This is a genomic window from Longispora albida DSM 44784 (assembly GCF_000379825.1).
GTDB classification, from domain to species: Bacteria; Actinomycetota; Actinomycetes; order Mycobacteriales; family Micromonosporaceae; genus Longispora; species Longispora albida.
In genome coordinates this window covers 389930-412341 of the sequence record NZ_KB903825.1, presented here as the reverse complement: position 1 = coordinate 412341, position 22412 = coordinate 389930, and the positions used below count along the sequence as shown (strand labels likewise).

General features: G+C 66.2%; 14 protein-coding genes and 1 tRNA gene. 8 read left to right on the top strand and 7 right to left on the bottom strand.

The window, feature by feature from the left end:
* Positions 1-101 precede the first annotated feature (101 nt).
* Positions 102-725 (bottom strand): class I SAM-dependent methyltransferase, encoded by a 624-nt coding sequence (locus tag A3G1_RS35115; protein ID WP_157641163.1) that lies wholly within the window; start codon positions 723-725, stop codon positions 102-104.
* Between the two features lie 431 nt (positions 726-1156).
* On the opposite strand from A3G1_RS35115, the gene A3G1_RS0115660 reads away from it, so the two are divergent.
* Positions 1157-1411 (top strand): hypothetical protein, encoded by a 255-nt coding sequence (locus tag A3G1_RS0115660; protein WP_169437582.1) that lies wholly within the window; start codon positions 1157-1159, stop codon positions 1409-1411.
* Between the two features lie 45 nt (positions 1412-1456).
* Here A3G1_RS0115660 and A3G1_RS0115655 read toward each other — a convergent pair whose 3' ends face one another.
* Together A3G1_RS0115655 and A3G1_RS0115650 are read right to left on the bottom strand one after the other, a co-directional pair.
* On the bottom strand, positions 1457-2317 hold the full coding sequence (locus A3G1_RS0115655; protein WP_026212170.1) for an alpha/beta hydrolase: 861 nt from the start codon (positions 2315-2317) through the stop codon (positions 1457-1459).
* Positions 2318-2950: 633 nt separating this feature from the next.
* Positions 2951-4192, bottom strand: a complete 1242-nt coding sequence (locus A3G1_RS0115650; protein ID WP_026212169.1) for an SGNH/GDSL hydrolase family protein — start codon at positions 4190-4192, stop codon at positions 2951-2953.
* A gap of 542 nt (positions 4193-4734) precedes the next feature.
* Here A3G1_RS0115650 and A3G1_RS35110 point away from each other — a divergent pair.
* Positions 4735-4950: a hypothetical protein gene (locus A3G1_RS35110; protein ID WP_018350416.1), complete on the top strand. Its 216-nt coding sequence runs from the start codon at positions 4735-4737 to the stop codon at positions 4948-4950.
* A 986-nt stretch (positions 4951-5936) separates the two neighbouring features.
* On the opposite strand, the gene A3G1_RS41785 is transcribed toward A3G1_RS35110, so the two are convergent.
* Positions 5937-6290 (bottom strand): hypothetical protein, encoded by a 354-nt coding sequence (locus A3G1_RS41785; RefSeq protein WP_245563507.1) that lies wholly within the window; start codon positions 6288-6290, stop codon positions 5937-5939.
* Between the two features lie 14 nt (positions 6291-6304).
* Positions 6305-8122: an RHS repeat-associated core domain-containing protein gene (locus A3G1_RS42370; RefSeq protein ID WP_483804226.1), complete on the bottom strand. Its 1818-nt coding sequence runs from the start codon at positions 8120-8122 to the stop codon at positions 6305-6307.
* Between the two features lie 4833 nt (positions 8123-12955).
* Between A3G1_RS42370 and A3G1_RS38610 the strand changes: the two genes are divergently transcribed.
* Positions 12956-15979, top strand: a complete 3024-nt coding sequence (locus A3G1_RS38610; RefSeq protein ID WP_018350413.1) for an FG-GAP-like repeat-containing protein — start codon at positions 12956-12958, stop codon at positions 15977-15979.
* A 27-nt stretch (positions 15980-16006) separates the two neighbouring features.
* On the opposite strand, the gene A3G1_RS0115620 is transcribed toward A3G1_RS38610, so the two are convergent.
* Positions 16007-16723 carry a hypothetical protein gene (locus tag A3G1_RS0115620; RefSeq protein WP_018350412.1) on the bottom strand — a complete coding sequence of 239 codons (717 nt, stop codon included), beginning with the start codon at positions 16721-16723 and terminating at the stop codon, positions 16007-16009.
* Between the two features lie 117 nt (positions 16724-16840).
* Here A3G1_RS0115620 and A3G1_RS0115615 point away from each other — a divergent pair, with 117 nt between their 5' ends.
* Both A3G1_RS0115615 and A3G1_RS35095 read left to right on the top strand, forming a co-directional pair.
* Positions 16841-17452: a hypothetical protein gene (locus tag A3G1_RS0115615; protein ID WP_018350411.1), complete on the top strand. Its 612-nt coding sequence runs from the start codon at positions 16841-16843 to the stop codon at positions 17450-17452.
* A 419-nt stretch (positions 17453-17871) separates the two neighbouring features.
* The gene (locus A3G1_RS35095) at positions 17872-19302 is read left to right on the top strand and encodes a recombinase family protein (RefSeq protein WP_157641162.1); all 1431 of its coding nucleotides are present in this window, start codon (positions 17872-17874) and stop codon (positions 19300-19302) included.
* 27 nt (positions 19303-19329) lie between these two features.
* Here the strand turns inward: A3G1_RS35095 and A3G1_RS0115605 are convergent.
* Positions 19330-19414, bottom strand: a tRNA-Leu gene (locus A3G1_RS0115605).
* Positions 19415-19526: 112 nt separating this feature from the next.
* Between A3G1_RS0115605 and A3G1_RS0115600 the strand changes: the two genes are divergently transcribed.
* The 3 genes from A3G1_RS0115600 to A3G1_RS0115590 are packed head-to-tail and all read left to right on the top strand — an operon-like array spanning position 19527 to position 22379.
* Entirely contained in the window at positions 19527-20378 is an 852-nt protein-coding gene (locus tag A3G1_RS0115600) for an SGNH/GDSL hydrolase family protein (RefSeq protein WP_026212167.1), read from the top strand.
* Positions 20379-20405: 27 nt separating this feature from the next.
* Positions 20406-21719 (top strand): M20/M25/M40 family metallo-hydrolase, encoded by a 1314-nt coding sequence (locus A3G1_RS0115595; RefSeq protein WP_018350408.1) that lies wholly within the window; start codon positions 20406-20408, stop codon positions 21717-21719.
* Between the two features lie 33 nt (positions 21720-21752).
* Positions 21753-22379 carry a hypothetical protein gene (locus tag A3G1_RS0115590; RefSeq protein ID WP_018350407.1) on the top strand — a complete coding sequence of 209 codons (627 nt, stop codon included), beginning with the start codon at positions 21753-21755 and terminating at the stop codon, positions 22377-22379.
* Positions 22380-22412: the final 33 nt, after the last annotated feature.

Below are 22412 nucleotides of genomic sequence, written 5' to 3'. Positions count from 1 at the left end.
CCGGTGGTGCCAGCATGGATTTCATCACCTTGATCGAGCACCAGCGTGTCACCTGCATCGGGTACCGGCCCTCGCCAGCGTCGATCGACGGCCCTCTTGCGTTATGTACTTGGAGCGCCACTCGGGCCGGCGTCAGGTCGTATCGCTAGCTGCCGCAGCCAGCCACCACGCCCGACGGCCTGCCAGCGCAGGTGGAAGCCGCAGCGTTCCAGCAGAGCCGCGATCTCCTCGGGCGAGTGCCGGGCGGTGAACTGGGTGTGGTCGCCGTCGGTCTCCCAGCCTTCACCGTGGCCCTCGCGGACAACCAGCGCGAGGACACCACCGGGCCGCAGGACCCGCGCGACCTCCACCAGTGCGGGCTCGACCAAGGTCCTGGGCAGATGCTGCATGACGGCCACCGACCACACCGCGGTGAAGGTCGCGGCGGCGAACGGCAAATGGAGCAGGTCCGCACGCAGGAGCGACCCCGCCGAACGACGCGCGGCCTGAGCCAGCATCCCCGCCGAGACGTCCAGCCCGACCGCGCGAGCGCCTCGGGCATGCCAGGCGGCCAGGTCCCGGCCGGCGCCGCAACCGTGGTCGAGCACCAGGCCGTCCGCTCCGCCGGCCGCGGCGACGTCGTCCATCATCGCCGCGATCGGCGGCGGTGCGACGGCCCTGGCTTCGGCGTACTCCCCGGCGACGCGGTCATAGGCCGCCTGAACGCGATGGGTGATGTCATGCACCAAGCGACTCTAATAGATCATGAAGCCCGCCGTGGTACCGAAGCATTGCTCCCCGGGCCATGATGGACGGTGAGCAATGTCTCCACAGTGGACCGGACTTCGGAGGCGCAATGGGCGGGGTGAAGTGGGCGCTGGACCACCCGGGCGCGATGATCCTCCTGGCTGTCGCCCTCCTGGCGGTCCTCGGGGCAACGGTGGATCGAGTACTGAAACGCCTGCGCGCTGGTCGCAGGTCCTGGCCTCGTGGCTGGAGGTGGCTGTGCCGGGTAGGCCAGCACACGCCCGCAGGACGGCATTCCCAGCTGGAGTCCGCGACGGACCCGTGCCGGTACGAATGGCGGTGCGCAAGCTGCGGCCGGCTGGGGTCGGCCGGGTTGATCCACGATCACGGCCCAGCCGGTGGGAAGGACCCGTCGTGCGTACGGATCGCCGTGTGCCGCCGATGTGGCGATGAACGCCGCGACACCGACCACCGGGTCAGAGCGGTTCTCGGAGCGGACCTCGACGGCGAGGACCGCAGCCGGATCCCGGCGTGGAGGACGGTCGAGGCCTGCGACGTCGTCGAGATCTGCGTTGACTGCGGCAACTGCGACATCGCCACATTCCAGCAGCACGACCCGGAGTCCACGGATTTCAGCCATCGCTGCCGGCGCTGCGGGCACTGGGACGCAGACGACGCCGACTGACCGGCCGGGCCCGCCCCCTGGGGCACGAACCCGGCCGGCTTCACGTCAGACCAAGCTGACCAGCAACTCTGCGAAGGGCTGCGGTCGGCTGAAGTAGCCGACGTGCGAACTGTCCAAGGTGTACACCTCGAAGGGGTTTTCTGGGGTGAGCGCGTCCGCCCTGGCGATCATGTGATCCTGCACGGCCAGCGCGATGCCCTGGTCGGCGGTGAGCCGGACGAAGCTGTGCGGGACCCGTCCCCAGCCCTCGGCCCGGACCAGCGCCGCCGGCTCCAGCACCGAGTAGTTCTCGTCCGGGTCCAGCGAGTCCAGCAGCGCCCGGAACTGGTGATCGGTGCCGTCCGCCATGATCGCGGCCTTCAGAACGGCGAACAGCTCTGGATCGGTGTGCCCGGCCCGCCAGTTCAGCCGGGCCACTCCTGGTTCCGTCACCGGCACGGCGATCCGGGCCGCCGCCGCGTCCAGCAGGTTGTCGTCGGCCACGCCCCACGGCTCGGTCAGCATGGCCGGGTCACTGAGGCACAGTGCGGACAGGTAGACGACGCGGTCGAGCAGCTCCGGAACCGCGTTGGCGACGGCGCTGATCGTCAGGCCGCCGAGGCTGTTGCCGACCAGCACGACCGGCCCGTGCCCGGAAAGCCGGCGCACGATCCGTTCCACATGCCGCACGTTGTCCTGCAAGGTGATGCCACGCATCGGGGATGGTTCGGCGGCCAGTGCCGCCGCGTCCTGGGGTTGGCGGAAGTAGCTGGCGGGGCCGCCGGCGGTGTCGCCGTGCCCTGGCAGATCGACAGCGTAGGAGCGGTGGCCGAGCAGGGCCAGCTCGTTCTGCAGCGGACCCCAGGCCCGCGCGTTACTGGAACCGCCGTGCACGAGTACGAAAGTGGGGCGCGAAGATGCGCGCATGGTGAATCCTTGTCATCCGGAGACCAACGGTGGACGTGGGACCCGGGACGCCGGCGAGGCCAGCACCGGGTCAGCGCGCCGACCGGGTGCGAGTGGCCTGCCAGTTGTGGATGACTGAGCACATGAAGATCATCTTAGCGGGTACGCCGTCGCAGGCAGTGTGCCTAGTGCGGGAGGACGTGCCCGGCGACCGGCGTCTCCTGCATACCTGACGGCAAATCGGACGGCTCATAACCTCCGAGTCCGGCGACACGGTCCTGGGAGGCATTCAAGGATGCCAACCGTGCTGTTGGCTGCGGAGTAGCTGAGCGGATGTCGTCGATGACGAGTCATGGACAAGGCGCTCATGCCTGGCACGGCTGTCGCTCGCACCCCGACGGCATCGATGCCGTCGTCTTCGCCTACCCCCAATCGCCTGACACCGGCGACCTGCGCGAGGCACTGGGCATCCTCGCCGCCGCACCAGACACCACCCCCGGCCTGCGCAACGCCGCACTGCGAGAGCTACGCCGTATCACCCATGACGTCGCCGTAAACCGAGGTCGCGCCATGGGCGGTACGGTGCGGGCGGCGGCTGGGAACGCGGGACGGGGCGGCGCCAGCTGTGGCGTCGCCCCGTCCGGGTCGAGCGGGTCAGAGCAGCGCGAGGTCCACCGCGTCGGCTATGGCCTGCATGCCGGCGTCTTTCGGGTGCAGCCCGTCGCCGCCGTCGTACTCGGTCCGCATCGCGTCCGGGTCGGCTGGGTCGGAGAGCGCCCGGTCGAGGTCTACGACCCCGTCGTACTCGCCCGAGGTGCGAATCCACGTGTTCACCGCGTCGCGGATCGCTTCCTTCTCCGGTGTGTCGTAGCCGTACTGGTTGCCCTTGACCGGGGTCATCGTCGCGCCCAGCACCCGGACGCCGCGCTCGTGCGCCGCCCGGATCAGCCGGCGGTGCCCGGCGATCAGGTCGTCGGCGGTGATCACCGGGGACGGTCCGCAGCCGAAGTCGGTGCCGGCCGTTCCGATGTCGTTGATGCCCTCCAGCACGATCACGGTCCGCACACCCGGCTGGTCGAGCGCGTCCCGGCGGAACCGGTGCAGCGCGCTCTCGCCGAAGCAGGTCGTGTCGCTGAGCACCCGGTTCCCGCTGATCCCGGCGTTGACGACGCCGAGCCTGCGGTGGGTGCCGGCGAGGCGGGCGGCGAGCCGGTCGGGGTAGCGCCGGTCGGTGTTCGCGGTGGAGAACACGCCGTCGGTGATCGAGTCGCCGAACGCGACCACGGTGCCGCGCGAGCCGCCGCTGACGTCGACGCCGGACAGGAAGTACCACGAGTGGCTGCCGCCGTCGGTGAACCCGCCCTGGTCGAACAGGTGGTCGCCGGCCGCCCGCCAGGTGGTGGTCAGGCCGGTCTCGTGGAACGTCGCCGGGCCGGTGGGGACCGCGAAGTACAGCGTGACGGTCAGCTTGTCGAGCGCGTCGACCTTGAGATGGACGTCGTCACTGGCCAGCGATCCGCCGGCAGAGATCACCGTCGACGCGGAACGGCCGAAGGTGAGCCGCCGGACCGTACCGGGCAGCACCGCAGGGCCGTCGCCGGCCTTAGCAACGGTCGCCCCGGCCAGCCGGAGCGGTGCGGTGCCGTACTGGTTGGACAGCCGGATCCGGACCCGGGAGCCAGCGGCGGTAACCCGGACGACCTGCCGGACCGACTGGTCGGCGAAGCCCTCCATGGACCAGTTCGGTCCCTGCCAATCGGCGCCCGGCATCGGGTGCTGCGGCGCCGTGGCCCAGCCGGCGACCCATGGCCGGGCCGGAGCCGCGCCGGCGGTGCCGGGCACGGCGACGGCGGCGGCGAGGACCGCCACGGCGAGCAGACGGGAGGTCAATCTCATAAGGAGTGTCCTTTACTTCGATGTTGATCTTGAAGCTAACGTGCGAACGCTACGGCCGCATCCACCTTTACGAACGCGGCGAGCGACTCCGTCTCGGTGGCCTGGGCCGGGCTCAGCGGGCGGGCCGGAGTGAGCAGCACCCGGCCGCCGGGCAGTTCCCGCACCCCCTGCACGAACCCGTGACCAGGAACGCCGGCCGCATGATCGAGCCACCCGGCATCACCAGCGCCCGGTCGGCGTCGGAGATGATCCGGCTCCGGACCAGGTGCGGTTGAGGACGTGGCAGTTGATCGGCATGCGCTCACGCTATGCGGGATTCCGGTCACTTCTTGACCGCTATTCTGCGGTGATCGCGAGTTCGGATCAGAGAGCGTAATCAGGCTGCGTCTTCTGAGCCGAACTGCCGATCAAGCCACCGTCAGTGCTCAGGTGTCGATCCTGCCGGGTTCGGCCGTGGAGGCGGAGCCGGAGGCCCAGGTACCGTTGCGGGCCTCGCTGGACATGGGTCTGGTCGATGTTTCCGCCCGAGGCGCCAGGCCCCGTTGTGGCGCACGCCGGCGCTGCCGCCGGGCGCGGCGAGCGAGAAGATCAAGTCGCCTATGGAGGCGGGCTACGTCAACAAATGCGGATTCCACATCGTCGAGTACTTCAGCAAACACCACCCCGACCCCCACACAGTCGAAGCCAGCCGCCACGGCGGCCACCCCCCGATCGACGACGAGGAGTTCTTCAGATTCGTGAAAGTGATGAAGGAGTAGCGTCCGCCCGGCCGTGCCCGGACGGTTCAGTGAGGACCTGCAAGCTGACGGGGCTGGTGACGTGCGGGCCGTGCGGTCGGCGGATGGACGCGCACTGGGTCAACGGCCGGGCAGGCTGCCGTTGCCAGCACGGCCGCACCAGCTCAGCCAAATCTGCTGAAGACAGAATCAGGAATCTGTACCAACGAGGGGACCGGATTCTCGAGTGGCTCCGCGGCTTACTTCAGGAGGTTGCTGACCCGGCTGCTTACCTGCGCCCCCAGGAAGCGGTCGTCGTCTGTCACCGAGGCCGGTGGGAGCTCTCGCCCAGAGAGGAGGAGAAGCAGAAAGCCCCGACCAGATCAGCTGCAAAACCGCTACAACCGACCCTGCCGGGACTGTAACCCCAAGATCTATATGGGGTAATTGAGTGTCCGAAGGGGGACTTGAACGCGCCCCAGTAGCACCTGTGCCACACACAGGTGTTCATGTGGTCAAACTAGCTGATACTTCCGCGACTGTCAAATATGGACTGGACGCGACGATTCACTTCGCCGATCCAGCCGGTTGTATGGTCGTTGCAGGGCTGGCGAGATTTCACTGCGGAGATTGGCCTACTTACGTGATGTGATGGCTCAAGAATCCAGTCATTCTTCCCCTGCGCAGGCGGCAGCAAACCCGGCACGTACGACGGGGCCGCCGCAGCGGTTCAGGCTGCCCGAACCGGCCAGCCACCCGCGCTATGAGATCATCCAGCCCCAGCGACTACCCCGCGATCTCATTCACGCCAATCACAACGAACATCCATGCAGGACGGCAACGGGGAAAGTAGAGCCACCCAGAACGTCCCGGGCATCGGTGGCCACGATGGCGATGCCGCCATCAGTGCTACAGCCATTGCAGCCAGAACTAGCGGACCACCAGCCGAGGGACCGCCTGCTATACAGGCGATCCCTCGTATCGATGCACATTGCATTCAGCCCTATAGGGCACCTATGTCTAGCTGTCTACGAAGACTCGCGACCTTCGACCGCTAGAGCCCTATCCATCAACTGCGCAGCTATGTCATCCCAGTCCGGGCCGTGCAGCACGAGATCATTGGCGGCCTCACGCAGGAGTTCAGCGTCTTGTGGTCGCTGAAGACAAGCGAGGCGGTAGGCCAGCAATCGAGCCCAGACGGGCAAGTACCAGCCACGCTCTTCAAGACTGACATGCAGCATATGGAGAATGGCGTCCGCGTCGGCGTAAGCGATTGTTTCGATGTATTCAACCGCGAGCGCACCGATGCGCGGGTCACCATCCGACTGAAGCTGCCCAGTCAGTTGCCGAGCCGCAATGTCAAGGGGGTCCACACTCATCACCCACACACCTTCCCCTATGACCCAGCTGGCCAATAGGTCGCTACACTTACTTTGCCAGGCAGGCTGATCACGCGATATCCGACAGCATACTGTCCGTTGATGACGACAGCACCTTCATGTGGTCTGGAAGCAGGAAGGCTGTCGAGCTTTGTCATCAGATCATCCATGATACTGGATTCGATATCGTCTGGGGTAAGGCCCGAGCCGCCAAAGTCCCGCTTCACGCCGCCAGGACCTGTGTGCGCTCGATCGAAGCCGTGGCCAGTCTTGAACTCGAACTGCGTCTCCCCGCGGCTTGCGTATCTGTAGCGAGTTCCACCTTTCTCAACTTGCACAAATACGTCGGCAGCCTTGCCGGCTTTCGCCAGATCCCCAGCGCCAGCCAAGACCTTTCCCACCTTACCGGCCGGAATAATGCCTGCAGCGCCGAGAGTGGCAGCCACGTAGTGGCCCTTGCTGGCGTCGCGCTTCGCAACGATGAGTGCAGATGGGATTCCAATGACCGGAATCCAGCTGAAGAGTTCATGGAACTCCTCGTCTTGCTTCTTGAGTTCAGCCTCGGCCCACTTCCTGTATTCCTTGGGGAAGTTGTGCTGAATGAAGGACTGCCTGACAGAAGCTCGCTCGTTGCGGCTCAGCGAGTCGACGTGCCTGGTCGGATACAGGAACGTGGCGACTTGGATCTCAGTGAGCGGGTTGCCGGGGCTGACGTCGATGGGCCGGCCATGGTTGGAGTTGTTGTCGTCCCAGCCACTACAACCCATACCCTCGCAGCCGTCAGGAGCTTCGTCGGGGCTCTGCGAGTTGTCACACTTATCCCACATGTTTCCATCGCCACATTCGGGCCGGAGTCCAGTGGGATCACTCATGCTGATGGGATTGCCGTTGGCGTAGGTGTAGCCATTCATCTGCTGGGGATCCTTGGTGTCAAGGATCGGGTCAACGGAGATGAACCGTCCGGCGGTTTGGTCGTACTCGCGCGCTCCGATGTGGACGAGGCCAGTCGGGTCGTTGGTACCTCCGACGAAGCCCTTGTCGCCTGGCCATGCGGTCGGCGCGGTGCCTCGGCTTTCGCCGTACGGCGAGGCCCGGCGGAACTGCACCGACAGGTCCGATGCCTTGAAGGCCATGGTGTTGGTGCCATGGTGATCAGTTGCCAGCCACGTCACCCCAGCCACGGTGCGGACTGCGACGGTGGCTCCGCCGTGCGTGTAGTACCGGGTTCCGGTCAGGGCCTGTGAAGAGTTGTCCAGGCGCACTTCGCTGGAGCCGAGATAAAGAGTCGTACCCGTCGTGTCACGCCGGAGGATGCGCGTGCCGTCGGCTGCGTACACGAAGCTGTGGGTCGCACTACCTTCGGTGAGCTTGGCGAGCTTGCCGAAGATGTTCCACTCCAGTGCCTGGGTACTGGTCCCATTGGGCCGGGTGGTCGTGTTGCCGGTGACGTCGTAGCCGTAGGCGTCGGTCCGGTCTGCGCCAGGGCCGGTGGTGCGCACCGAACGGGCGGCGTGAGGCTGGGCTTGGCCCGCAGCAGCGTAGACGTACGTCCTGGTTGTGTCACCGGTGCTGGCGTGCCGGGTCTCGCTGAGCCGGTTACCAGTGGTGTCGAAGGTCCAGCTGTGCCAGTACGGTGCAGGCCCGCCGATTGTGGTGTTGCCAGGTGCCTGGCTGCAGTCGGGCGTGGTGCTTCCAAGCGTCCATGCGTCGGTAAGACGGCGGGCGTGGTCGTACCGGAAGCACTGGGTCTCGGCTGCAGCTGCCTTGGGGGCCTCCGAGATCTGTGTGATGTTGCCGATCGGGTTGTAGGTGTATGTGGTCTTGCCCTGCTGCATGCCGGTGGCCTGACGTTCGGCCAGGGTCTGCTGCAGTCGGCGTGAGCCGTCTTCGTAGTAGGAGGACAGCCACAAGCGCTTGGTGGCGTTGGTTGTCGTGGTGAGTTCGAGCTGGGTTTGCTCGCCGTAGCTGGTGTAGGTGGTGTTGGTGACGTACGGCGTCTGCCCGGTCGTCTTCAGCGGCAGGCCGAGGGGCGTGTAGCCGAACGTGAGAGTTTCTGCTGGCAGGTCGCCAGCTGCTGGCAGGCTTTGCGTGGCCACGGAGCCGTCGATGTTGAAGGTGGAGCCGAAGGCGTAGGTCCCGGCGAGTTTGCCTTCCGAGGCCGGAATGGTGACCTTGGTACCGGTGGGCCGGTAGGCCTCGTCGTAGCCCGTGGTCTCAGTTGTGTAGGCGTTGCCGTTGTTGAAGATGGTGCTGGATGTGGCAAGGCCCTTGTAGAGGGTGTCGTATGTCCATTTGGCCAGCAGCTGGCCGGTCTGCGAGCCGGCTCGGACCGACGTCTTACGCCCCAGAGTGTCGTAGTTGAACGCGAGGGTCTTGCCGCGTGCGTCAGTGGTGGTTAGCAACTGGGCGGCGTCGTCGTAGGTGCTGGTGCTGGCGCCCTTGTCGGGATCGGTCGAGGAGATCAGCCGACCCCGGATGTCATAACCGTAGGTCCAGGTATTTCCGGCCGGGTCGGTGACCGTGGCGAGCGCGTCCTGCTTGGTGTAGGTGTATTTGGTGGTGTCATAGGTTCCCGACGGCGAGCCGGATCTGTACCGCCGGACTTCGGAAGTCCGCCCACGCGCGTCGGTGTACGTACTGGCCGCAGCGCCACCCTGGGGCGGAGTCACGTCGACATGGTCACCGAAGTACGCGGTTGTGGTGCGCCATTTCTCGGTGGCGTAAACCCAGAACGTCTCGGCGATGGCCCGGCCCGCGCCATCGAAGGTGACGACGGTCTGGCCGGGCACCTCATTGTCGTTCGCCGTGACCAGACTGTTTCCAGGTGCTGCGGTGTTGTAGTACGGGCCGTTCTTCTTGAATGCCTGGCCGCGGCTGTTGTACTTGGTCTCAGTGATCAGGCGTCCGCCGTTGGGGCTGGCGGTCTGGGTCTGCCGAGGGCGCATGAGCCCGTCATAGAGAGCGAACGTGGACCGGTAGGTACCGTCTGCCATCAGGTTCTTCGACGTCACGGTGATCGGCCCGTCGGTGCGGACAAGATACTCGTACTCGATGTTGGGGGTGTCCGTGGCCTTGTTCCGGCCGGGCAGCCAGACCTTGAGAAGTCTGCCCAGAGGGTCGTATGCCAGGTCGGTGCGCTTGCCGTTGGTGTCGATTTTGGAGGTGGGAAGCGCAGTAGCCGGGTCTGCAGTCGTTGTGCTGCTCATCCCGGCTGCGTTGGTCGCCTTGGTGCTGGTGACAAGCCCCATCTGAGGGGTGTACTCGGTGGTGATGGTCCGGCCGAGCACATCGCGGATGGTCAGGGCGCGGCCGTAGGCGTCGAAGGTCGACGTTGCGGTAACGGTGTAGACAGGCTGGCCGTTGCTCCAGCCGGAGATGGCGTCAACCTGGGTCGCGTCGCCCTTGTCAACCGGGCCGAGCGTTGCGTTGCCGTCGTAGTAGGTGCGCAGGTCCGTCAATGCGTCACCGGGGAAGGCCGGAGTTTGGCCGCATGCGGAGCCAACGGTTTCGATCCTGCTGGGCTTGTTCAGGATCCACTTGGCGTCGTTGCGGGCATAGGTGGTCCGGGTGCACTTGTTGTCGTTGTCGACCTTGATGTCTCCGAGGTCGTCCACCTGGGTGACGAGGCCCTGGGCGTCGTAGGTGCTGGCGAGTTCGGTGACGCGCCAGGTACCACCAGCAAGGGCTGTGTAGCTGCGGGACTTGCCGGTTGCCACGACCCGGGCCTCGCTGGTGCGGCCGTTATAGGTCCGGCTCGCGGTCGGTGCGGAGGTGTACGGGTCGGTAATGGTCTTGGCTACCGCTGAACCGCTGGGACCGTTGTAGGTGATGCTTTCACGCAACCTGCCGGTCAGCCACTTGTCGTCGTTGACGACGGCACCTTCGGAGTCGGTGATCGTAGCGGTCCGGGTTCCCGAGGACAGTTTGTCGCCGTGCATACCTCGGTAGTAGGAGGTCTCGGTCAGGCCCTGTGGTTCCCATGCCTCGCCAGTGGTGGTGCGAACCTTCTGGTATCCGCGCCAGACGCCCCAGGTGCGATGCTTGTCTTTGGTCAGGTCGTTGTCGTCGTAGGCCCAGCCCGGATTCCCGATATATTCGTGGCGGACGACGGTGCCGGGCGAACCACCTGTGTTGTCACTTTCGGACACAGACGTGACCACGTACTTGTTGAACCAGTCCAGAGTCGGCTCAGTGAAACCTTGCGGGGTCCAATAGACCGGCATACACCGGGTCGTATTGGTTTCAGGAGTGGGCTTCGTGTCTGCGCTGCATTCGGCGGCTGAGTAGTTCACCGCGATGGATCCGCCGGTCTCGTTGAAGATCGCGTTGATGCGGCGGCGGATCATAGGGTCGATGCCATCGGCCGCGACGACGCGGTTGGGCATCTGCGTGCCGGCAAAGGTCACCTTGGGCATCACCGCGGTGCCACCGACGTGACCGGCGCGGGTGATCGAGTCCAGCCACAGCACGGGCTTGGTTACGTCGCCGCTGGCTGGGAAGCTGTGTTCGAGTGTCCAGGAATCCACATCACGGTAGGCGGATCCGCCCCAGATCTGTGTGGTTACCTTGGCCAGTCGCTTGGTGGTCCAGAAGGTTGGGGCGAACTTCGCGCAGGTACCGCTGTCGCAGTTCTGGTCCCACGGGATGTCCGGGGCGTTCGCAGGCTGGCTCTTGTCGCAACTGGTTCCGGGGATGCAACGATCGGCTGAGCCGAACACCACCCGCGCCGGAGCGCCAAGGTACTCCTCGCCCGAGCGCATGCCGTAGTCCACGCGGGCCAGGTATCCACCCCGGGTGTAGCCAGTAGCCTTGGCGGAGTCGAGGTTACGCCCGTAGTTGTTGGTTTCCTGCTCGTAGTAGTAGCTCATCGCGTTGCCGTGGGTGTCGACGATGTAGTCGAGGTTCCATCGCCATCCCTGCTGGCACCACGAGAGGTCAAAAGCACCGGCCTTGCACGGCTCACCAGTGTGGTTACCGAAGACCGGCATGGTGAACACCGATTTCGTCTCCGGCTTGCCTGCCGCCCAGCCGGGCAGGCGCTGCAGGCCAAAGTAGTACTGCGTCCCGTCTACAGTGGTGACCTTCCAGTGTTCACCGTCGTTGTCGCCGTTGACCGCGCCCGTGATCTTCTCGACCCGGGCGCCGTTGTCGTTCTTCGGACGCCATACACCGGTTGCATCGTCGCGGACCAGTTCCGTCGCCGATCCGTTGAGCGTCATCGTGGCGTTGTCGGCGTACCAGCACTGGTCGGCGGTCTTGGTGGTGTTGTTGCCGCCGGTCATGTCATCCATGCACGGCTTGTAGCGGCGCTCGATGAACCCAGGCCAGAAGTCGAAGCCCTCACCAAGCCAGGAAGGCTGGTTATTGGTCGCCGATGTCCGGCCGTCAACGCTGGCGGAGGAGTACGAGAACCTCAGCTTCGGTACCAGGTTGCCGGGGACGGGCGGAGTGCTCAGGTCATAGTTCCAGGTGAAGTCGCCGGCCGAGCCGCCAGAGTTCCAGGTGGCCGAGGGCGACAGAGAGGTGGCCGTGTAGTCACCGCTGCCTCCGGTCGGGGCTGCGGCAGCGGCGAAGAGCATCGGCGCGGAGCCGGCACTACGTGGCATCGCCCCCGTCGCGGAGACCTCGACATCAGCTGACAGCTTGCTGCTCTTGGCATCGTTCTTTGAGGGCACTGGCACGCCCTCGCACCCAGGCTTGTCAGGCGTTACCAGTGCGCATTCCGGCAGGCTGACCAGCCGCAGCCGTGAGCCCCAATCGGCGCCGAACGCGTCGCGGAACGTGGAGTAGTCGAGGTCGAGCCGCACCTTGCCAGACGCGGGGCTGTCGACGCGCAGGAGGACGCCGTGCTGCTTGGCTCGCTCGGCTACCTTGCGGTCGAGGATCTCGACCCTGGCCTTGCGCTTGCCAGCAGACGGTGGCGCCGCGGGGCTTCCGGCCTCGGCGGGTGTGCTGACTTCGACAGGAAGCGATCCTGCCTTGACCTTCCCAGCTCCAGGTCCGGGAACTTCCAATTCCGCGGCTCCGGCACTCGGCCAAGTGACCTTGGGAGAAGCACGCAGGGCCCGCTTGGCGCCTTCATCGGACGTCCGTGGGCTGGGTTTCACGTTCGTCACTCGGACGGATTTATCCCGCTGAGGCGCCGATGGCGTGAAAGGCGCAGCCAAGGCTGGTGCTGGCCCCAGCAGGCCAGTCACCAGCATCGTGCTCAATGCCGTGATGATCGCGCGTTTGCTTGAGGTCGCCTTCCAGCGGCCGTACAAGTGCACGGTTCCTCCCCCGAGGTTATGAATACGCTGCGTGTCGACGGGCACCCTAACTGCGCTTTCGGAAGCGGTGTCAAACCGCACACCAGCCTTCGAATCAAACGTGACCGAGCCGTGATATTCACAGTTCCTTAACATCACCCCTCGGCCATTTACCCGCTATGTATCACTGCTTCGGGTTTGGACGCCAGTGAAAGTGCACGTAGAGTCACGGCCGCTGCCCTGGGGACCGCTGGGCAGAACCACACGGGGAAAGGTTCGGTCGTGACTCGAAGTAACCGGCGTTGGCGGAACCGCGCGCCACACTTACTCGTCTTCGCGGTTGCCGCTGCTGTGCCAGTGCCGCTGCTCTCAGCTCCACCAGCCATGGCAGCCCCTCCGGCTGCGGAACAGCCCAGCGAGGTGAGCGCCGTCGCCGCCGCCCGCACCCTGAAGACTCGGGTGGAAGTCACCAGCAAGCGCTCCGAGACCACCACGCGCTGGGCTAATCCCGATGGCACCCTGTCGGAGGAGCAGCATGTCCGCCCCATCAGGGTGGCCAGAGGCGACGGCTGGGTACCCGTTGACACGACCTTGGCCACCCGTCCGGACGGTACTGTCGCGCCGAAGGCCACCACCGTTGACCTGAGCTTCTCCGGCGGTGGAGAGCAGCCACTTGCGACAGCCAGCCGCACCAGTACCTCGTTCACCCTGGGGTGGCCGGGCAAACTGCCCAAGCCGACCCTGACAGGGGACACCGCGACTTACCCCGAAGTGATGCCCGGCGTCGACCTGCGCGTCCGAGCCGATGCCGAGGGCTTCTCCGAGGTTCTCGTCGTCAAGACCCGCGAGGCCGCCAGCAATCCCGCCTTGGCCAAGGTGAAGTTCACCACCAGGACCCAGGGCCTCACGCTGGCCTCCGACCCAGCGGGCAATCTCACAGCCACCGACGCGGCCGGAAGCGTGGTCTTCCGCGGCCCGACACCGAAGATGTGGGATTCCTCGGCAGCTGGTTCCGGCAACGCCACCAAGCTCCGTGCAGCAACTGCGGCTCCCGCTGAAACAGCACCTGCGGGCGCCAGGCACGCCCCGCTGGGCATCGAGCTCAAGCCGGGTGAACTGTCTCTGGTCCCGGATCAGAAACTCCTCACTGGGCCGGACACCGTCTACCCGGTCCACATCGACCCCTGGATCACCCTCAACCGGGGTAGCTGGACGTCGGTGTGGAAGCAATACCCCGGCACCAACTACCTCAATGCCAACGACATCGCCCGGGTCGGCTACGAATCGGATACAGGTCAGACAAACCGGTCGTTCTTCCAGTTCGGCGTCGGATCTGTGGCCGGCAAGCAGATCCTGTCGGCGACCTTCAAGATCAGCGAAACCTACTCCTGGTCCTGCAACGCCCGGCCCGTCGAGCTGTGGCACACCGGGGTCATCGACGGCAGCACGACCTGGACCAAACAGCCCGCGTGGTACAGCAACCAGGGAACCCTCTGGGCCGCCAGCGGCTACAGCGGCGACTGCCCTGCGCTCCCGCTCGAATGGAACCTCACCAGCCTGTTCCAATCCGCCGCGTCGGGCGGCTGGAACACGGTCGCTGTCGGCCTGAAAGCCAGCAACGAATCTGACGCATTTGGCTGGAAGAAATTCGACAACAACCCAGCCATTGTCATCAACTACAACACCAGCCCGAACATCCCCGCTGGTCTGTCGGCTGAGGGCAATTTCCAGTGCGTCAGCGGCCTGCCCGCCAGCCAGCGCCCGCACTTCAACGGCAGTCAGGGAATCAGCTTGGGTGCTACCATCAGTGACCCTGATGCGAGCGTTACGGGTGAGAACGTCAAGGCGACCTTCGGCTGGTCCTACACCAACGGCGGATTCATCGCCGAGGTTGATACCGCCTACAAGCCATCAGGAACCCCGGTAACCACCACAATCCCAGCCACAGCGTTGAGGGACGGCGAATGGATCTCGTGGCGGGTCAAGGCCACTGACGCCTCGGGCGCCACTGGGCCATGGTCCGGCTGGTGCGATTTCGTCGTCGACAGAACTCCGCCCAAGGCCCCGATTGTCACCTCGCCGGACTTCATCGAAGACGACTATGGTCCCGGGCTGACACGCAAGACCGCCACCTTCACTTTCAGGCCCGACGGCGACACCGACGTCGCCGAATACGTCTACGGCCTCAGCGACCCGCCGGCCACCAGTGTCAAGGCTCGCAGCGACGGCACGGCTGACGTGCCAGTGACCGTCTGGTCTCCGGACATGACCGCGCCCGGTCCACAGGATCTCTACGTCCGGGCGAGAGACAAGGCAGGCAATATCCACGCTGGTAGCAGGAAATATCACTTCACCGCCTCGGAACCGGAGGCTGAACTCTCGAAGAAGCCCGGAGACGTTAACGGCAACGGCGTTGCCGACATCACCGCCCGCTACACCGACCCTGCCAATGGTGCTGCGACGACGCTGGACTGGATCTCCAAACCGGACGGCGTGTACGACCCTGTCCAGTCCTGGACCAGCGGCAAGGATGCCGGATACGACGCCAGCAAGATCCGGCACGTCACCGGGGACTTCACCGGCGATGGACGATCTGACGTGGCGATATTCCGTGAGGCCGCAGGCAAGCTCTACGTCTCCATCCTGCAGTCCAACAGCAACGGCTACACGTCTTTACCCGAAACCGATGCAGGTCTGGCCTCCTCGCCGATCAGCCAGATGAAGTTCATCGCTGGGGACTTCAACGCGGACGGCAAAAGCGACGCCGCCATGTTCTTCGACTACGGCAACGCCAGCGCCAGCGCCTGGATGTGGCTGTCCGGCGGCACCAGCCTCGGCCTGGCCAAGCAGGTGTGGTCCCAGGCCACCGCCGGATACTGGGACATGAAGGCGGCCACCCCGATCGCGGGCGACTTCAACGGAGACGGCAAGGCCGACATCGCAGCCTTCTACAACTACGGTGGCGGCCACGCCGCCCTGTGGGAATGGATTTCCGACGGTGCCGGTGGGTTCAGTGCCATGGACAAGTTCTGGGAACAGAAGACCGGCTGGTACCTGGACAACGTCAAGGTCGTGACTGGCGACTTCGACGGCAACGGCACCACTGACCTTGCTCATCTCACTGGTTATGCCGACCAGTCCTGGAAGATCTGGACGTTCATCAGCAACAAGCCGACGGCTGGCGCGGTCCGTAACACATGGAGATCTCCTGTCAGCTGGCATGACCACCCCGCCTGGTACGCGGACCCGGCCCGAATGAAGATCACGGCTTCTGACTACAACGGCGACGGCAAGGCTGACATCGTCGCCTACTACAACTACGACAACAGCGACACTGGCATCTGGACCCACCCGTCTACCGGTACCAGCTTCAACGGCGCTTCAAGCATCGGCTGGCGGAGCGGCAGCGGAAAGCTCGACTGGAACCGGTTAGTTTTCGGATAGAGATACTCATGTTCGTGGCGGGTGTTCCTAGGAACACCCGCCACGAACATAATTTAAAGCGGCGTTCGAGGGTGTCGAGGAACTGCCACCACCAGCTTGCGGAGCGGTACCGGTGCTGCTCGCATAGGTGATGCCGGAGCACGTCGGCGGGCAGCCACCTCGCCTGAGTGATGGCGCCTGCGACGGGCCGGACGAGTTGGCGATCCGCTGCGGGGTCGCGAGCTGCGAGTTGCTGCCCCGGCTCGCGAACAGCGCCCCGAACAGCAGGATCGCCGTGTCCAGGCTGCCGGCCGGGAGGGCGCTGGTGGAGACGTCCGGTACGGGCACCCACACACCGCACACGTCGCGGCACACAGGCTGGGAGCTCAGCTCGCAGGACGCGTCGAGCACCCAGCCTATGCTGAACAGGTCCACCGTCTCCAGCGGCTCGAACGGGTCCCTGGCCGACAGACCAGCCCACGGGTACCTGGGGACGAGCTCTGGCCACGTGCGAAAACCGAGGAACGCCACGAGCCGCTCCGGGGCCCGGGACGCGAAGACACGACGCAGGGAGCCGGGGAACGACGGAAGCCGGTCAGTGATGATCACGTGTACCGGGCCACCGGGCAACTGGAGGACGAGAACACGCGGACGTGGAAGCAGGGCCGGGACTTTGGTCGTCAGCGTGTACGCGACAGGCTCAGCGACGGCGGCAGGCTGCGGGACGGCGGGGCAGGCGTCTCCGGCGACGCCTGCCAGCGGCACAGCAGAATCCCCGGGTACGCGGACACCAAGTCGGCTGCTGGTCACGGCTACTGTGAGCAGAGCATTGGCGCGGTGAAATCCGGGCGGTGCGGGCCGGCAGTAGTGGATGATCGGCCGGTGGCCGATTCCTCGAAGTTCACCATTACCGATAACTGGGCCGGCGGCTTCTACGAGCTGGCACTCGAGCTGGGCGACCGCAGCGACGAGCGACTGGAGCGAGCCCTCAGATCCGCGTGGGCTGTGGCCGGCGTCGAGGGATGCTTCGCCGACCGGAGTGCCGAGCCTGATGCGCAACATCCGGTCGCCTGCACGCTGGCCTCGTTGAACGAGCACGGCCATCTACACGGCATTGTCCAGCTGCCCAACGGAGCCAAGACGGTATGCGGCGTGGTGGCGATACGCGAGGACGACGGCCCTGACTGGCTGGACTTCTACCTGCCACTGGGAGCCCTCGGCCACGCCGACCCGCGCGTGAACACCTACCTCCCGGGCGATCCGTCCGACACTGCCGCAGGTTCGTTTGCCTGGCGCCGCCCGATCGATGATTGGCTCGCCGAAGTGGGCGCCGGCGTGTACACCGCGGTCGGCTACCAGCTCGGGTTGATCGGCTGGGAGGTCTCCGGGGACACGTACGCCGCAGATCTCACCGGCGATCCAGCACCTTGTCAGGGCATGGGCTACCTGGTCCCCCGGCACGGCAAGGTGCGCTACTTTCCTGCCGCGCCGTAGGACGACCAGCGATCCCCACAGCAGATCATCCTGTGTCACGACGTGGCAGCCCCCGGGGCTCAACTGTCCGCCGAACCGGAGATCACTCTCCGCCCAGCCGGAAATCTCCGTGACCGCTAACAGTGCCCAGACCGGCATCGGGCCGGAGAACCCTCCCCCTGAAAAAGCAGAAGGACCCGGGGCGCTTCAGTTGCGCTGATCATGCGTCCGGCCCATCCGCACGAGCGAGCGGACGCGAGCTGAAGGGGAAGTGCTCTTGCTCGCCCACCGTTAGCTGTGTTGCCAGGCCAGGCGCCCGCTATCTGCCCCGCTGGGTGCCGATGATCGGGTGAACGGAACAGCTGCTGGAAAGGGCGCGCAGTTTCCCCTCTTCTGTACTCAGGGCCTGTCTGCGGTAGGGGGTGGTCTGGGTGGCTGCCATGACGACGAGCGGCAGCACCGCTGTCGGGAGCACGCTGGGGAACTGGATGGCCACCCGGCGCTCGGGGCACTGCTCACCGGCGCAGGGCGTTGAGCAGCGAATACGGTTTGCGTTTCTTGGCCGGGTGTCCACGCATGGGTACCAGGATCCGGAGTCGTCTCTGGCGTGGCAGCTCCACAGTGCACAGGAACTGATCGGGAATCAGGGCGTGATAGTCGCGCGGTATTTCGATGTCGGATGCTCGCGCCGGGTCGCGTTGTGGTCGCGGCCGGAGGCTGGCCGGTTGCTGAGGGATCTGGAACGCGATGACCGGGGGTTCGACGCGATCGTGGTAGGGGAGGCTGACAGGGCTTTCTGCGGCCGTCAGCTCGTCCAGCTCGGGCCGCTGCTGGCGCGGAGTGGTGTTCAGATATGGCTTCCCGAGACGCTTGGTCCTGTCGATTTGGACGATCCGGCGCACGTGGCGCTGGTGTTATGGCTGGGAAGCAAGGCACGCCGTGAGGTAGAACGGGCGAGGTTCCGGACAACGGCGGCGATGCGCGAGCAGGTACATCTGCAGGGGCGGTTCCAGGGAGGACGGCCGCCGTTCGGGTACCGGCTGGTAGATGCTGGCCCGCATCCGAACAGTGTGCACGCCGCGTGGGGGAGGAGGCTGCGGCGTCTGGAGCCTGATCCCGTGACCGGGCCGTGGGTGACGTGGATGTTCCAGCGGCGCCTGGACGGCTGGACGCTGTCGAGGATCTCCAGAGAGCTGAATAGTGCTGGCGTGCCGTGCCCGGCGGGGGCGGACCCTGACCGTAACCGTCATCGCACCGGGGGCGGGTGGATCCTGCGCACGGTGGCGTCGATCCTGGAGAACCCGCGCTACACCGGCTGGGAAGTCTGGAACAGGCAAGGCGGCGACCATGAGACAGGCGACGATGGGTCGGGTGAGACTGAAGCCAAGCGTCACTGGAACCCGGCCGCGGACTGGGTGATGTCGCGCAAGCAGGCGCACCCGGCACTGGTGTCGCAGGAAGACTTCGTCGCGGCACAGGAAACGCGAGTGAAGCCGGAGCATGGCGGGAAGAAACCCCGGACGTATCTGCTCACCGGCCTGGTCGTGTGCGGGCTATGCGGCCGGCGGATGGCAGCGCATTGGGGCAGGAGCCGGCCCGCCTATCGCTGCCGCCATGGGCACTCCAGCGCCAAGCGGCGGGATCGGGATACAGATCGCATCCGGAACCTGTACGCCAGGGAGGACATGATTATCAACATCGTCCGGGACGAGGTGCCTGGCATGGCTACGGCCACGGCATCTGAGGTAGCCGCAGAGCTGCGCCGCCGCGATGTGATGATCACCGTGGACCGGGAAACCGTGACAATCACCGTCCCGCAAGGCTCGCCTGGATACAGCACGGCCGGACAGGTAGCCCTGCCCGGCCTGTAGTCCCAAGATCGCCTTGGGGTGTTTGTGTGTCCGAGGGGGGACTTGAACCCCCACGTCCGATAAAGGACACTAGCACCTCAAGCTAGCGCGTCTGCCATTCCGCCACTCGGACTTGCATATGTAGTTATCCGGCCATCCCGGGAGGTTTCCCTCGCCGTGACCGCCGCACGGGGAGTAACTGTACACGGAACCTTCGCGGAGGCGTAATCGGCTACCGTCGTCGCATGCGCCGGCCCCTCCTCGCCCTGCTCACCACCCTTGTTCTGGCTGCTTGCGGTACCTCTGCGGAGGGGGTGGACACCCCTGCCGCGACCGGTGTGGCCAGCCCTGGCCCGACGGCCGCGCCGAGTTCCCGCCCGCCGAAGCTGCCCGGCGGAGTCGTCGCGCTGGGCGACTCGATCACGCGGGGGATGAACGCGTGCCTGGTCCGGTTCGGTGACTGCCCGGAGGCCTCGTGGTCGACGGGTACGTTCGGCGGCAGTCACGCGCAGCTGGTCGGGCAGGCGGGGACGAATCTCGCCGAGTCGGGTGCCCGGGTCTCGGACCTGGCTGACCAGGTGGCCAACGCCGTGCCGCTCAAGCCGGCGTATGTGACGGTGCTGATCGGGGCCAACGACGCCTGCCGGAACACGACCGGCCAGATGACCTCGGCAGCTGACTTCCGCCGGCGGCTGGACACCGCGCTGACGAGGCTGAAGCAGGGCGCGCCGGGCGCGAAGGTACTCATGGTCAGCATCCCCGACCTCCAGCAGCTCTGGCAGATCGGGCGCGCGGACAGTACGGCTGTCAGCCGGTGGGATCTGGGGCTGTGCCAGGCGATGCTGGCGAACCCGGCCTCCGACGCGCCAGCAGACCAGGCCCGCCGGAAGACCGTCCGGGACCGGGTGATCGCCTACAACGCGGAGATCGCCGGCGCGTGCAAGGCGTACGGGAGCGCGTGTAAGACGGACGGCGGGGCGGTGTTCCGGTTCGCGTTCAAGCCGGAGCATGTCAGCGCGATCGACTTCTTCCATCCGAGCGCTGCCGGGCAGGCCGAGCTGGCCAGGGTCACGAACGCTTCCGGGTACCAGTGGTAGACCCGGAATGAGTGGTAGAAAGGGCGCATGACTTCCCACCCCCTGGCCGCGGACGAGGTCGTCGACATCTGCCGCGACCTCATCAGGATCGACACGACGAACACCGGTGACAACGCGACCAGCGCAGGGGAGCGTGCCGCCGCCGAGCATGTGGCCGCGCTGCTCGCCGAGGTGGGCCTCGACCCGGTGATCACAGAGAGCGAGCCGGGCCGGGCCAGCGTGGTCGCGCGGTACGAGGGCTCGGATTCCTCGCGCGGCGCCCTGCTGATCCACGGTCACCTCGACGTGGTGCCCGCCGACCCGACCGAGTGGTCGACGCACCCCTTCGGCGGTGAGATCAAGGACGGGTACCTGTGGGGCCGCGGCGCCGTCGACATGAAGGACTTCGACGCGATGGTGCTGGCGACGGTCCGCCAGTGGAAGCGTGAGGGCGTCGTCCCGCCCCGCGATCTCGTGCTGGCCTTCGTGGCCGACGAGGAGGCCGGCTCGACGTACGGCGCGCACCACCTCGTCGACAACCACCGCGACCTGCTCGACGGCTGCACCGAGGCGATCGGTGAGGTCGGCGGGTTCTCTGTGGACGCTGGCAACGACCTCCGGCTGTACCTGATCGAGACAGCCCAGAAGGGCCTCGACTGGCTGCGCCTGACCGCGAAGGGCCGCCCAGGCCACGGCTCGATGATCCACGACGACAACGCCGTCACGGCGCTGTGTGAGGCCGTCGCGCGGATCGGGGCGCACCGCTTCCCCGTGACGATGACGCCGACCGTGAAGGAGTTCCTGGAGCGGTCATCCGAGGTGCTCGGCATCGAGTTCGACCCGGAGGACCCGGAGGCGGCGGTCGCCAAGCTCGGCCCGATCGCCCGGCTCGTCGGCGCGACGCTGCGGCACACGGCGAACCCGACGCGGCTCGATGCCGGGTACAAGGACAATGTCATTCCCAGCAGGGCCAGTGCGACGATCGACTGCCGCAGCCTCCCAGGTCTTTCGGAGGAACTGGAGGAGCAGCTGCGCGCGATCGTCGGGCCGGACATCGACATCGACTACATCCACCGGCAGCCGGGCCTGGAGACCAGCTTCGATGGCGAGCTCGTCGACGCGATGGCCGGCGCACTGCGCGCGGTGGACCCGGGCGCGCGGCCGGTACCGTACATGCTGTCGGGGGGTACCGACGCGAAGGCGTTCAGCAGGCTCGGGATCCGCTGTTTCGGCTTCGCCCCGCTGAAGCTGCCCGCCGACCTGGACTTCGCGGCGCTGTTCCACGGGATCGACGAGCGGGTACCGCTCGACGGGCTCCGGTTCGGCACGCAGGTCCTTGACCGTTTCCTCCGGCGTTGCTGAATCAACGCCACCTGTGCTGAAAGGCGCCTAGCCATGACCGACGACCGGCACGCCGAGCTCGAAGCCGCACTGGAGAAGGTGGTCACCGCAGCGCGGGTACACCTCAAAGCGGTGCAGGCTGCCGACGGCAAGCCCGACGACGACGCCGTCTGGGCGGCCTATGTCGCGCTGAACAACGCGGCCGTGGCCTACGACGACGAGATGCTCGCCAGCTTCGGCGAGGTCACGCCGTGGGACGTGCAGCCGATCGACCCGGACGCCGCCGACGCCGAGTTCGCGGCGGTGACGATCGAGCGGGACGCCGAGCCGGTGCTGATCGCCGTCCGGCAGCGCCGTGACTACCTGGTGCCGAACGCTGCCGCCCTGCTCAAGGCCGCCCAGCGGCTCCGGCAGGACACCCAGGACACCACGGACGTCGAGTCGGTCGGCGAGGCGGTGCTGGAGCTGCTCCAGGCCGGGGACGGCTCGCTGGCCCCGCTGGACATCCCGGAGCTGGAGCCGCTGGAGGGCGTCGTCACGGTCAGCGAGATCCAGGCCGCCGTGGACCTCGACGCCGGGCCGGAGGACGACGTGAACAGCCTGTTCGCCCCGGCCCCGACCGAGAAGCTGGTCGGCCGGTTCGACGAGCACCCCTACGAAGAGGACGAGGACGAGGACTAGCAGCCTCGGAGCACAGCGGGCGGCAGGTCAGCC

Bases quoted from the DNA above. Each gene is read 5' to 3' on its own strand.
- A3G1_RS0115655 (WP_026212170.1), bottom strand. From the start codon at position 2,317: ATGCGCGCATCTTCGCGCCCCACTTTCGTACTCGTGCACGGCGGTTCC.
- A3G1_RS0115650 (WP_026212169.1), bottom strand. From the start codon at position 4,192: ATGAGATTGACCTCCCGTCTGCTCGCCGTGGCGGTCCTCGCCGCCGCC.
- A3G1_RS42370 (WP_483804226.1), bottom strand. From the start codon at position 8,122: ATGCAGCAGGGCAAGACCACATACACCTACAACCCGATCGGCAACATC.
- A3G1_RS35095 (WP_157641162.1), top strand. From the start codon at position 17,872: ATGACGACGAGCGGCAGCACCGCTGTCGGGAGCACGCTGGGGAACTGG.
- A3G1_RS0115600 (WP_026212167.1), top strand. From the start codon at position 19,527: ATGCGCCGGCCCCTCCTCGCCCTGCTCACCACCCTTGTTCTGGCTGCT.
- A3G1_RS0115595 (WP_018350408.1), top strand. From the start codon at position 20,406: ATGACTTCCCACCCCCTGGCCGCGGACGAGGTCGTCGACATCTGCCGC.
- A3G1_RS0115590 (WP_018350407.1), top strand. From the start codon at position 21,753: ATGACCGACGACCGGCACGCCGAGCTCGAAGCCGCACTGGAGAAGGTG.